The following is an 11,978-nucleotide window of genomic DNA, read 5'->3' as shown; positions in this document are numbered from 1 at the left end:
TCATAGTTTTAAAATAATATAAAGCAAACGGATAAAAATATTTTCTCCGTCATAAACTTCAAAAAGAGAGGGAAAAACTTATGATTTTTTATTTTACCGGAACTGGTAATTCGCTTTGGGCTGCAAAAGAAATTGGAAAAGAGCTGAATCAGCCTGTTGAGAATATTATAAAACAGAAAGCAATTTTTTCTGCAAAAACGATATAATCGGTTTTGTCTTTCCTACCTACATGAGCGATCTGCCATGGATTGTAAAAGAATTTTTATTGAAGTTAACGGTCAATCCTGACTGCTATACTTTTGTCGTCATGACTTCTAACAATGGAAAAAGCGGAAATTCTTTTGTCAGCCTAAGTCAGGCACTTTCCCGCAGCGGTGCAAACCTGTCGGCTGTCTTTGATCTGCAGATGCCAGGCAACTGTTTAATCAGCTCAGAGCAGGAAAATCTGGAACGACTGAAAAAAGCACCGGAACGGTTAAAATCTATCATATCTTTTATAAAAGAACAAAAAACAAACTTTACATCTGACGGAAGTCTGCCAAAAGAAGATTTTGTTACTGCATCGTATTTTTATGGAGGACATTCCTGTGCAGCCTGTTATGCCTGTCTTCACTGGTGTCCCAAGAATGCTACCCTGCTTAAAGTTCCATTTTTGAAACATCGTCCGCAGTATCATCATCCAGATGTAACGCTGGCGGAAATCAAAGAATAAGTCTGTAAACGGCGCCCCGGTCCTGCATCCAAATGATCTGCAGGGCCGGGGCGCTTTGCAATTTATGTGCGTGTAAGATGTTGGCTTTTTATTTTCGCTCCGTCTCGCATACGATGATATGTTTGCTCTTCTCATACCCGGGAACTTTCCGGTCCGTGATAAAAATCGGTTTTTCAAAGTCTGCGAAGGTAACGGAACTGATGCTGTTAAATTTGCTTGCGTCACAGAGGACGTAGCACTGGCGGCACTGCTCCATGGCGGTCTTTTTGATTACTGCTTCATTGACATCCGGCGTTGTGCAGCCGCTTCTTCTTGTGACACCGTTGGTGCCGAAAAAGCCTTTGGTGAAGTGGTATTCCTGAATCGTGCGGATTGCCTGGTTTCCGACGACGGCTTCTGTGGAGCTTTTGAGCTCGCCGCCTACCAGAATGACCTTAAACCCGCGTGATGCCAGCCGCCGTGCGTGGTCAACGGCGTTTGTCACGAAAACGGCGGAGGTTGCCCGGATGAAATCGATCATATGCGCCGTTGTCGTTCCCGCGTCGAGAAAGACGAAATCGTCCGGCTCGATGAGGGATGCCGCATATTCTGCGATTTTCCGTTTGGCATCGCAGTTCAGCTCATTTTTCTGTGCAACGGTGTACTCGTGTGCCGTCACCTTCTGGCCGGCTTCCACGGCGCCGCCGAATACCTTTTCCAGCTTGCCCTCCTTGTCGAGCGCTGTGATATCGCGGCGTACCGTGGACTCCGATGTATCGAGAAGATCCCGGACTTCCGTCACGGTGATGCTTCCCTTTTCTTTTAACAGTTTCAAAATTATCTCATGTCTCTGCTGTGTTAACATTTCTTTCCTGCCTTATATTCTGCCACGTTTGTTTCCAGAATGATCTTGCGGAGCGGAAGGATGCTTCCCGGAGAAACGGAAAGTTCATCTACGCCCATCGCAAGGAACTCTTTTGTCAGCTCCTGGTCAGCGCCGAGTTCGCCGCAGATACCGGCCCAGATGCCGGCTTTGTGTGCATTCTCCACAACCATCTGAATCATGCGCAGGATCGCCGGGTGATGCGGATCAAAGAACGGATCCAGCTTTGTGTTCTGGCGGTCGATCGCGAGGGTGTACTGACTGAGGTCGTTCGTTCCGATACTGAAGAAATCAACCTCTTTTGCCAGCTCATCGCTGATGATGGCAGCCGCCGGGGTCTCGATCATGATACCCTGCTCTGGATTTCCGTACTCAATGCCCTGCTCAGCGAGAGAAGCTTTTACTTCCTCCACAATCGCTTTGATCTGGCGAACCTCGCCGACACTTGTGATCATTGGATACATAATGGCAATTTTTCCATATGCGCTTGCGCGGAACAGCGCGCGAAGCTGTGTCTTGAAGATCTCCGGCCGCGTCAGGCAGATGCGGATCGCACGGCAGCCAAGTGCCGGGTTCTCCTCTTTTTCCATCTCGAAATAATCGCACTGTTTATCGGCACCGATATCGAGGGTACGGATGATGACGCGTTTTCCCGCCATCGTCTCTGCTGCCTGTTTGTAGATACGGAACTGCTCCTCCTCTGTTGGATAGTGATCCTGCTCAAGATAGATAAACTCGCTTCGGAACAGGCCGATGCCGCCCGCGTCGTTCTGCATGACAGCCGCAAGGTCTTTGATGTTTCCAATATTAGCATACAGCAGAATTTTCTGTCCGTCCAGTGTAATATTTTCTTTTCCCTTTAAGGTGAGGAGCAGTTTTTTCTTTTCCTCCTCCTCGGTGCGACGCTTCTGCATGGCAGCAAGAGTCTCCTCGTCCGGATCAACATAGATGGTTCCATCGGATCCGTCCACGATGCCGAGCTTTCCGTCTACGCTCTCATCCAGCGGAAGCGGTGTTCCGACCAGTGCCGGAATCGCCATGGTTCTTGCAAGGATAGCGGTGTGGGAATTTAAAGAACCGTGTACGGTAACAAAAGAAAGAACTTTGTCCTTATCCATCTGTACCGTCTCAGACGGCGCAAGGTCATCTGCCACGATGATCGCCGGTTCGTCGTTTAAGGATGCGTCGGTGTCGTCTCCGTTTAAGATGGAGATCAGACGCTCGGAAATATCCTTTACGTCTGCCGCGCGCTCTCTCATGTAATCATCGTCCATGGCAGAAAACATCTGCGCAAAGTTGTCGCCTGTCGTTGCAACGGCATACTCAGCGTTGACGCCCTGGCTCTTGATAATATTCTCGACGGACTCGTTGTAGCCGTCGTCCTCCATCATCATCTGATGTACCTCGAAGATCGCTGCATTGGCCTCGCCAACCTCTTTGCATGCTTTTTCATACAGAACGCCAAGCTGTGCGATTCCTTTTGCCTTTGCTTCCTCAAACCGTGCCATCTCCGCATCCGGATTTTCTACTTTCACACGTTTTACCTGACGCTCATTCTTTTTGTATACGCGGATCTTTCCGATCGCAGTGCCGGAAAATACGCTTTTTCCCTGATAAATCTGCATAAGTTTTCTCCACCTTTGTTCTCGATATCCGAATTTTCTGTCCAGACAGCCGGAGCGTGTTCAAAAAGGATTTCTTAGTTTCAGAAAGTTTTTCAAACACGCTCCTGCCGATTACTATATTGTAATTCTCCAGAGCCCCATCTCAATTCCGCTTACGCTCCATTTCGATGTGGCTTCTCGCCATATGGAATTCCAGAAAAAAGCACTCATTCATGCAAGCATGATTCGCACTTTTTTCTTCCATTCCGCATGGCTCTGTAGAATTACAAGTTCTCTTTCATGAAATTGCTGATTGCTTCGTATGCAGCATCTTCATCTGCTCCATCGAAGGTCAGGGTAACTTCTTCGCCCTGTTTTACAGCCAGTCCCATGATGCCGAAGATGGCTTTGCAGTTCATGGCTTTTCCGTCTTTTGCGATCTTGATATCACAGGAAAATTCTTTGACTGCTTTTACCAGCATTCCTGCCGGACGAGCGTGGATTCCTTCTGGATCTGTTACAACATACTTAAATTCTTTCATGATTTTTTCCTCCCATAGGATCTTTGATATTTTTATTTTACTTTGTTTTCTGTCTTTTTTCTACTCTTTTATGCAACTTTTTTCTTTAAAACTCCAAGCAGAACTGCGGATACCACTGTTCCGATGACAACTGCCACCAGATAAAGCAGCGCATTTCCCATAACCGGTACAACGAAGATGCCGCCGTGCGGTGCCATTAAGGTACAGCCAAATGCCATGGAGAGCGCACCTGCGAGGCCAGAGCCGATGATGCAGGCCGGAAGAACGTGGATCGGGTCTGCTGCTGCGAATGGAATCGCACCCTCGGTGATGAAGGCGAGTCCCATGATGAAGTTGGTCGGACCGGATTCTCTTTCTTCTTTTGTAAATTTATCTTTGAACAGCAGGGTTGCAAGTGCAATCGCACACGGAGGAACCATACCGCCGATCATAACGGATGCCATAATGTCGTAGTTTCCTGCTGCGATGGCTGCTGTTCCGAATACGTAAGCTGCTTTGTTGAACGGGCCGCCCATGTCGATGGCCATCATGCCGCCGAGGATCATGCCAAGGATCAGCTTGCTGGATCCGCCCATGGAAGCAAGACCATTGTTCAGTACCGTGTTGACGGTTCCCATGATCGGCTCTACAATGAAGAGCATCAGAAGTCCCATCGCAAGGATGCCGACTACCGGGTAAATCAGAACCGGCGCAATCTTTTCGAGTGCTTCCGGAAGTTTCTCACATGCTTTGCGGAGGACAAGGATAATGTAGCCTGCTGCAAAACCGGCAACAAGTGCTCCAAGGAAACCGGAGGTTCCGCTCGATGCCATCATACCGCCGACAAAACCAAGGGCAAGTGCCGGCCGGTCGCCGATTGCCATGGCGATGTAGCCTGCAAGAACCGGGAGCATGAAGCCGAATGCCACGCCGCCGATCTGTTTGAACATCGCTGCAGCCGGGGTAATCGTACCGAAGTTTGATCTGGCTGCGGCATCAAGGGAGTTCATATCAACAAGAAGTCCGTCGATCAGGAATGCAATTGCGATCAGAATACCGCCGCCGACAACGAACGGAAGCATATGGGAAACACCATTCATCAGCTGGGTGTACAGCTGGTGGCCGATACCGCCGCTGTTCTTCTTCGTGCTTGCTGCGGCTGTCTGCGCATTGCCGCTCTTGTAAACCGGTGCGTTTCCGGACATCGCAAGCTCGATCAGCTCATCTGCTTTGCTGATACCGTCGGATACCTGGCGCTGGATGACTTTCTTTCCGTCGAAACGATCCATCGGAACCTGTGCGTCGGCTGCAACGATGATGCAGTCCGCATCGGCGATTTCCTGTGCAGTCAGCACGTTTTTCGCTCCGCCGGAGCCTCGTGTCTCGATTTTTACGAAGCATCCTTTTGCTTTCGCTGCTTTCTCGATTCCCTCGGCTGCCATGTAAGTGTGGGCAATACCGGTCGGACAGGAAGTAACGGCGAGAATCTTCACCTGATTTTCTTTTGCTTCCACCGGCTCTGCAAGACGCTCATCTACGCTCTTTTTCTCTTCATCGGCGCGGTCGATAGTGGCAAGGAACTCTTCCGGTGTTCTTGCGTTTCGAAGGCTCTTGGTGAACTCTTCATCCATCAGCATCATGGAAAGTTTACTTAAGACGTCGAGGTGAACGTTGTCTTTTGTGTTCGGCGCTGCGATGAGGAACAGCAGGGTGACCGGCTCTCCATCGAGAGAATCAAAATCAACGCCGTTCGGGATCACCATGGCTGCAAGGCCCGGTTTGTTTACTGCATCACATTTTCCGTGCGGAATCGCAATTCCCTCTCCGATTCCTGTGGTGCTCTCTTCTTCTCTTGCGTAAACCTGTGCACGGTACGCATCTTCGTCTGTGATCTTTCCGCTTTTGACCATCAGCGCTACGGCTGCGTCAAGCGTTTCCTGTTTGCTTTTCGGTGCGGCATCCAGTGCAATACTGCGGATGTCCAGCAACTCTGTGATTCTCATGAGACGTCCTCCCTTTTATTTTGTAATCTGTTCGTAGACAGATGCAATTTCCTCCCGGGTTGCAAGGTTTTCAGAAAAAGCACTTGCACTTCCCGCTGCGATTCCCATATGGAACGCATGGAGGTAATCTTCTTTTTCCATGTAGCCTGCCATGAATCCGGCTACCATCGAATCGCCTGCGCCGACGCCGTTGATGAGCTTTCCTTTCGGGGCCGGAGCTTCAAAGACCTCACCGGATGCGGCAACGAGAACGGCTCCTTCGCCTGCCATGGAAACCAGAACGTTCTGTGCGCCCTTTTCCTGCAGCTGTTTTGCATACGGAACAACCGACTCTCTTGTCTTTAATTCCACACTGAAAATCTCACCGAGCTCGTGATTGTTCGGTTTGATGAGGAACGGGTGGTACGGCAGAACCTTCATCAGCAGATCACGGGTCGCGTCTACGACGATGCGGACGCCCTTGCCGTCGAGCATTTCCATAATTTTCTGATAGGCATCATCTGCCATGGATGACGGGATGCTGCCTGCGAGGAAGAGAACGTCGCCCTCGCCGAGTGCGGAAAGCTGTTTCATCAGCTCTTCCACTTTTTTCTCCGGGATTTCGGGTCCCTGTCCGTTGATCTCAGTTCCGTCAATGCTCTTTAATTTGACGTTGATGCGGGAATATCCTTCTTCCAGCCAGATGCAGCCGTTTTTAATTCCCATCTGGTCGAGCCGTCCCGCGATTTCTTTTCCGGTAAAGCCTGCCAGAAATCCGAGCGCTGTGCTCTCAATTCCAAGGTTTCCAAGTACGGTCGATACGTTGATTCCTTTTCCGCCCGGAAGCATCAGCTCGGAGCTTGTGCGGTTGGTAAGGCCGAGCTTGAAGTCTTCCACCGATACAATGTAGTCCAGAGACGGATTGAATGTCACTGTGTAAATCATATTTCCCTCCTGCTTTATTTTGATCGTGTTTGCTTTGATGAGCTTATTATATCGTCATATTCATTCAAAATCAATCATCAATATTTCATGAATTTTACCTTCTCTTTTTGTCGCATTTGCATAAGTTTAGAGTTTTATGACGGATTTCCCCGTTTTATCGCCCTGTTTTGACCGAGTTTGACTGATTGTCATCTTTTCTTCCTTGTCACGCATCGATCACTTTATTCTCTCCATTTCGGTCATTTTTTATCAGACACTTTCTTTCTGTTCTCATTTTTGTACTTTACTTTTTCCGGATTTGGTACTAAAGTGAAGAGAACTAAAAAAAGAATTTCCAGAAGAGGTGATTTTATTTGAAACGATACTATATTCTTCACTATTTTGATCCCGCCAATGTGGGCAGTTTTCTGCTTGTCTCACTGCTCGGCCTGATTCTGGTGCTTACCCTTGTGCTTCTGATTGCAAAATTGCAGATTCAGCGGCAGCTAAAAGAGGAGACAGAGGAAAAAGCGAAAAAAATACGCCGGAAGAAACACCAGCGCAGGCAGTATCAAGTTGTGGAAAGCTTTTATGAGCTGGTTTTCTCCGGCACTTCGATTCTTCTCTTCCTCTCCCTCTACTACATTATCGATGAGCGTCTGCCGCAGATTTCGATGTACTGGGAGAAATATCAGGATGTGGTGCTTCTTGTCTTTATCGTGCTCTCCGTCTTTCTGACGAGCTGGCTCGATGTGGTTCTGGTAAAGCTCACGCACCTTGACCCGGAGCAGAAGGCGTCGGTGCGGCTGATTTCGGTCTTCTATATTGTACTGATTCTTCTGTACATCCGCTTTATCTACGAGGACACGAATTACGACGGCCTGATTCTCTATTTCCTGACACTGACGGTCGGCCGCTTCCTGTATTTCGACTTTACGGTCAAGAGTTTTCTTGAAACGATGCGGGGCGTGTTGGAAAATCTACCGCTTCTTGTCATCATGAGCGCCTACTCCGGTTTCGTGTGCTGGTATGGGTTCCATGTCGGCTTTCTGCTGAAATCAAATGGTGTCATTTTGAGCACCTTTCTTGCCCATCTGTTTATGGACTGCTCGATCTTTCTGCTCCACAAGACAGGAATTTTAAAGCATGTGATACGAAAAATTTAAAACCGGCATTTTTTTACCAGCCATATATCAAAAGCTCTGCAGATCAGAATTTTGCATTTTCTGTTCTGCAGAGCTTTTCTTATTTAACGTTCTTTTTTACATGCCAAACAGCAGTGCAAAGCCATGTACGACAAAAGCTGCCAGCCAGGCGATCACACACTGTGAAACGACAACACCGGCTGCCCATCTGCCGCCAAGCTCCCGCTTGATGGAAGCGACTGCCGCCACACACGGCGTATAGAGGAGGCAGAAAACCAGAAGGCTTAATGCGGAAACCGGTGTCAGGATTTCGGTCAGCTGCGCGGTTGTGCCGAACAGTACGGAAAGTGTCGAGACGACACTCTCCTTTGCCATAAATCCGGTTAGAAGGGCGGTCGATACTCTCCAGTCTCCAAATCCAAGCGGCCGAAAAACCGGGGCGAGACGGCCGGAGACAACGGCGAGAATGCTGTCCTTGGAGTCCTCCACGACATTGAGATGCGTTCCAAAGGTCTGTAAAAACCAGATCACAATCGTGGCAACAAAAATGACGGTGAATGCCCGCTGCAGGAAGTCTTTTGCCTTATCCCACAAAAGCTGTCCGACATTTTTTGCCCCCGGCATGCGGTAGTTTGGAAGCTCCATGACAAACGGAACGGCTTCCCCCTGGAATAAAGTTCCCTGCATCAGCATCGCCATCAGGACAGCCATGAAGATGCCACCGAAATACAGAAGAACCATCACAAGGGCACTGTATTTCGGGAAGAATGCGGCGGTAAAGAACGCGTAAATCGGAAGTTTTGCCGAACAGCTCATAAACGGAGTTAATAGGATCGTCATTTTCCGGTCACGCTCGGAAGGCAGGGTGCGGCTCGCCATGACGCCCGGCACGGTACAGCCAAAACCGACCAGCATCGGCACGATACTGCGGCCGGAGAGGCCGATTTTCCGGAGCAGCTTATCCATCACAAATGCCACGCGCGCCATATAGCCGCTGTCTTCCAGAATGGACAGGAAGAAAAACAGGGTGACGATGATCGGAAGGAAGCTTAAGACACTTCCGACGCCGTTAAAAATACCGTCAATCACAAGGGAATGAAGCACCGGATTGACGCCCCATGCTTTCATGGCGCTGTCCACGAGCTCGGTCAGTTTTCCGATCAGAATCTCCAGCACACTCTGCAGCGATGCTCCGATCACATGGAAGGTCAGGAAAAAGACAGCCGCCATAATCCCAGCAAAACATGGCAGAGCCGTATATTTTCCGGTCAGCACACGGTCAATTTCTGTGCTCCGCACATGCTCGCGGCTCTCTTTTGGTTTTACCACGGTCTCACGGCAGACTTTTTCAATAAAATTAAAACGCATATCCGCAATCGCCGCCGCGCGGTCCAGGCCGCGCTCCGTCTCCATCTGACAGACGATATGCTCGAGCATCTCTTTCTCGTTTTCATCGAGGGCCAGCTGCTCCAGGATCAGCGCATCGCCCTCTGCCAGCTTGCTCGCCGCAAACCGCACCGGAATATCCGCCCTTGCGGCGTGATCCTCGATCAGATGCATGATCGCATGCAACGCACGGTGGACGGCACCGCCGTGGTCATTCGCCTCACAGAAGTCCTTTCTGCCCGGTTTTTCCTGGTATTTGGCCACATGAACAGCATGGGCAACCAGTTCATCGATTCCCTCGTTTTTTGCAGCGGAAATCGGGATAACCGGGATGCCAAGTCTCTCTTCCATCTGGTTCACGAGCACAGAACCGCCGTTTTCGCGTACCTCATCCATCATGTTGAGGGCCAGTACCATCGGAACGTCGAGTTCCATCAGCTGCATCGTCAGATACAGGTTTCGTTCGATATTTGTCGCATCTACAATATTGATGATGCCGCGCGGATGCTCGTTCAGAACGAAATTCCGGGTGACGATCTCTTCACTTGAATACGGCGACATCGAATAAATGCCGGGAAGATCGGTGACCAGCGTGTTTTTCTGGCCGCGGATTTCACCGTCCTTCCGGTCTACGGTCACGCCGGGGAAGTTTCCGACGTGCTGGTTGGATCCCGTTAATTGGTTGAACAGGGTGGTCTTGCCGCAGTTCTGGTTTCCGGCCAGCGCAAAGGACAACAGCTCTCCTTCCGGCAGCGGATGCTCCTCTGCCTTATTGTGGTACTTTCCGCCCTCTCCAAAGCCGGGATGCGGAATCGCTCTGGCATCCGGCTGCTCCTTTTCTTTTACGGTATCCCGCACCTCATCAATTTCAATCCGTCCGGCATCGTCAAGGCGAAGTGTCAGCTCATAGCTGTGAATCCGTACTTCCACAGGATCTCCCATCGGTGCATACTTTACCATTGTTACCTCCGCACCTGGAATGATTCCCATATCGAGGAAGTGCTGCCGCAGCGCACCCTCTCCTCCTACGGTACGGACAGTCGCCGTTTTTCCGATCGGCAGTTCTTTCAATGTCATATCTGTCTCTCCTTGTTGATTCTCATTATCATTAACAAGTATATGACACGATTCGACTGCGGTCAAGCGCCTGCCGCTATTTACTGTTTTCTTTCTTCCAGTTTTTTCTGTACACTTGGAAACCGCTCGAGATCCGTGTGTGGAATTGCCTGGGCGGCTGCCATCATGGAAATAAAGTCAGAGACCTGACCAAACTGAATATAAACCATCTCCTCGAGAATCCGGTCAATCTCTTCGATTCGGGTTCTGTCCAGCAGAATTTTTTCCGCTCCCTCTAACGACGTATTTCCAGCACAGATGAGGCGTTCCCGGTCCATATCCGGGTACATGCCGATTGTGATGGCAGACTCCTTCGAGACGTGTTTTCCAAACGCGCCCGCCGCGTAAAACCGGTCAATCTCTTCCATGGAAATGCCGGATTCACGCATCATGTACTCAACCATCGTGTAGGCGGCCGATTTCGTCCGCAGAAATTCGGCGATATCGCTCTGATAAAAGTTCAGTCCTTCCCTGTACTCGACACACCATTCTCCCGTCTCCGGATCTTCTTTGATCTTTTCTGACCGCTCCGGCTGCAGGGTGCCGAACAGGTTGATCCATCCATTTAGGAATAATTCCGCGAGCAGATCGATAATGCCGGAACCGCAGATGCCCTTTGGCTTACCCTCTCCGATTACATGGCACTGGATTTTCCCGTCTTCTATTTTTACCGTATCAACAGCGCCTTCTGCAGCTCGCATGCCGGTTTTGACCACGCCGCCCTCGAGCGCCGGACCGGCAGCGCCTGCGCCGCAGAGCAGAAATTCCCGGTTTCCGACGACAAGCTCGCCGTTCGTTCCGATATCAAAAAAAACGCTGATCGTTTCTTTTTTATAGAGTTCCGTTGCGATCATACCGCTTAATATATCACCGCCCAGGTAATTGGATTTTCCCGGCACGCAGTAGACACATCCCTTCATGGGAAATCCCATCTCTTTCGCCGGAAGGAATCCGACGCGGTCCGCGCGCACGGCGTACGGGGATGAAAAGACGCAGAACGGATCCAGTCCCAGCAGGAAATGGATCATCGTTGTGTTGCCGGATACGACCATTGAGAGAACATCCGACGGCACAATTCCTGTCTTTTGGCGAAGTTTTTCAAAGAGCAGTGTAAATGTCTCCATCGTACACGCACGGATGTCCTGCAGTACCTCCGGTTTATCCTTACAGGCAAAGATTCTCGTCAGAATATCGGTTCCATAGGCAGTCTGGCGGTTGTATTCGCTCTCCTCGGCAAGCACGGTACCGTCGCTGCAGTTTACCAGGCGCACAACGACGGTCGTACTTCCAAGATCAGCGGCATAGCCGTAATGCTCTGCTGCTGTATCGCCCGCTTCCAGATCAACCGCCTGCCAGATGCTTCCATTCCATGCGAGGGAAACCGTTATGTTATAGTCTGCCTCATCGCAGATGGGATACAGTTTCTGCAGCGCTGGAAGGGTAAATGATGCGGTGATTCCTTTCTCTTTTAATGCATCCAGTATCCGCATCTGGCTGGAGCGGGCGTCCTCCTCCGTCGGCGGGACCAACTCCAGATACTGTTTCTGTGTTATTCCTCTATTCATTATTACTTCCTCATTTCCTGATCATTTTTCTGTTTCTTATTGTAGCACTTTTCTCTTTTCCAGAGAACTTATTTTTTTCACATTTTTACTACATTTCCATCACAGATTCCCATTATACTGCAAAGCATAGAAACAAAAAAGGAAGCAAACAAAACCGGAAG

General features: G+C 49.8%; 10 protein-coding genes. 3 read left to right on the top strand and 7 right to left on the bottom strand.

The features are described 5' to 3' along the window. The first annotated feature begins 80 nt into the window (after positions 1 to 80). Together DXB83_RS17000 and DXB83_RS02820 are read left to right on the top strand one after the other, a co-directional pair. Entirely contained in the window at positions 81 to 206 is a 126-nt protein-coding gene (locus tag DXB83_RS17000; protein ID WP_256359687.1) for a hypothetical protein, read from the top strand. A 59-nt stretch (positions 207 to 265) separates the two neighbouring features. Then, positions 266 to 712 carry a hypothetical protein gene (locus DXB83_RS02820; protein WP_117760316.1) on the top strand — a complete coding sequence of 149 codons (447 nt, stop codon included), beginning with the start codon at positions 266 to 268 and terminating at the stop codon, positions 710 to 712. A gap of 88 nt (positions 713 to 800) precedes the next feature. Here DXB83_RS02820 and DXB83_RS02815 read toward each other — a convergent pair whose 3' ends face one another. The 5 genes from DXB83_RS02815 to pfkB all read right to left on the bottom strand — a co-directional run bounded on the left by DXB83_RS02815 (position 801) and on the right by pfkB (position 6,626). Continuing rightward, entirely contained in the window at positions 801 to 1,556 is a 756-nt protein-coding gene (locus DXB83_RS02815; RefSeq protein WP_055265168.1) for a DeoR/GlpR family DNA-binding transcription regulator, read from the bottom strand. After that, complete coding sequence (gene ptsP, locus DXB83_RS02810; RefSeq protein ID WP_118697235.1) at positions 1,550 to 3,199, bottom strand: phosphoenolpyruvate--protein phosphotransferase; 1,650 nt, start codon at positions 3,197 to 3,199, stop codon at positions 1,550 to 1,552. Before ptsP ends, DXB83_RS02815 begins: the two co-directional genes overlap by 7 nt. 263 nt (positions 3,200 to 3,462) lie before the next feature. After that, positions 3,463 to 3,720, bottom strand: a complete 258-nt coding sequence (locus tag DXB83_RS02805; protein ID WP_022463097.1) for an HPr family phosphocarrier protein — start codon at positions 3,718 to 3,720, stop codon at positions 3,463 to 3,465. A gap of 68 nt (positions 3,721 to 3,788) precedes the next feature. Continuing rightward, positions 3,789 to 5,702, bottom strand: coding sequence for a PTS fructose transporter subunit IIABC (locus DXB83_RS02800; protein ID WP_118697234.1), 1,914 nt, complete (start codon positions 5,700 to 5,702; stop codon positions 3,789 to 3,791). Positions 5,703 to 5,717: 15 nt separating this feature from the next. Next, positions 5,718 to 6,626: a 1-phosphofructokinase gene (gene pfkB / locus DXB83_RS02795; RefSeq protein ID WP_117804080.1), complete on the bottom strand. Its 909-nt coding sequence runs from the start codon at positions 6,624 to 6,626 to the stop codon at positions 5,718 to 5,720. 353 nt (positions 6,627 to 6,979) lie between these two features. Between pfkB and DXB83_RS02790 the strand changes: the two genes are divergently transcribed. Next, on the top strand, positions 6,980 to 7,771 hold the full coding sequence (locus DXB83_RS02790; RefSeq protein ID WP_118697233.1) for a hypothetical protein: 792 nt from the start codon (positions 6,980 to 6,982) through the stop codon (positions 7,769 to 7,771). Between the two features lie 96 nt (positions 7,772 to 7,867). Here DXB83_RS02790 and feoB read toward each other — a convergent pair whose 3' ends face one another. Both feoB and DXB83_RS02780 read right to left on the bottom strand, forming a co-directional pair. Beyond that, the gene (feoB, locus tag DXB83_RS02785) at positions 7,868 to 10,213 is read right to left on the bottom strand and encodes a ferrous iron transport protein B (RefSeq protein WP_118697232.1); all 2,346 of its coding nucleotides are present in this window, start codon (positions 10,211 to 10,213) and stop codon (positions 7,868 to 7,870) included. An 80-nt stretch (positions 10,214 to 10,293) separates the two neighbouring features. Further along, positions 10,294 to 11,817, bottom strand: a complete 1,524-nt coding sequence (locus DXB83_RS02780; RefSeq protein ID WP_118697231.1) for an ASKHA domain-containing protein — start codon at positions 11,815 to 11,817, stop codon at positions 10,294 to 10,296. Positions 11,818 to 11,978: the final 161 nt, after the last annotated feature.

Source organism: Blautia sp. OM06-15AC (assembly GCF_003481425.1).
Lineage (GTDB): Bacteria > Bacillota > Clostridia > Lachnospirales > Lachnospiraceae > Fusicatenibacter > Fusicatenibacter saccharivorans.
Note: the sequence above shows the minus strand (reverse complement) of the source record. Positions and strands in the feature narration are given on the sequence as shown.

Excerpts from the sequence above, each read along its gene's own strand:
- DXB83_RS17000 (WP_256359687.1), top strand. The coding sequence starts at position 81 with ATGATTTTTTATTTTACCGGAACTGGTAATTCGCTTTGGGCTGCAAAA.
- DXB83_RS02815 (WP_055265168.1), bottom strand. The coding sequence starts at position 1,556 with ATGTTAACACAGCAGAGACATGAGATAATTTTGAAACTGTTAAAAGAA.
- ptsP (WP_118697235.1), bottom strand. The coding sequence starts at position 3,199 with ATGCAGATTTATCAGGGAAAAAGCGTATTTTCCGGCACTGCGATCGGA.
- DXB83_RS02805 (WP_022463097.1), bottom strand. The coding sequence starts at position 3,720 with ATGAAAGAATTTAAGTATGTTGTAACAGATCCAGAAGGAATCCACGCT.
- DXB83_RS02800 (WP_118697234.1), bottom strand. The coding sequence starts at position 5,702 with ATGAGAATCACAGAGTTGCTGGACATCCGCAGTATTGCACTGGATGCC.
- pfkB (WP_117804080.1), bottom strand. The coding sequence starts at position 6,626 with ATGATTTACACAGTGACATTCAATCCGTCTCTGGACTACATTGTATCG.
- feoB (WP_118697232.1), bottom strand. The coding sequence starts at position 10,213 with ATGACATTGAAAGAACTGCCGATCGGAAAAACGGCGACTGTCCGTACC.
- DXB83_RS02780 (WP_118697231.1), bottom strand. The coding sequence starts at position 11,817 with ATGAATAGAGGAATAACACAGAAACAGTATCTGGAGTTGGTCCCGCCG.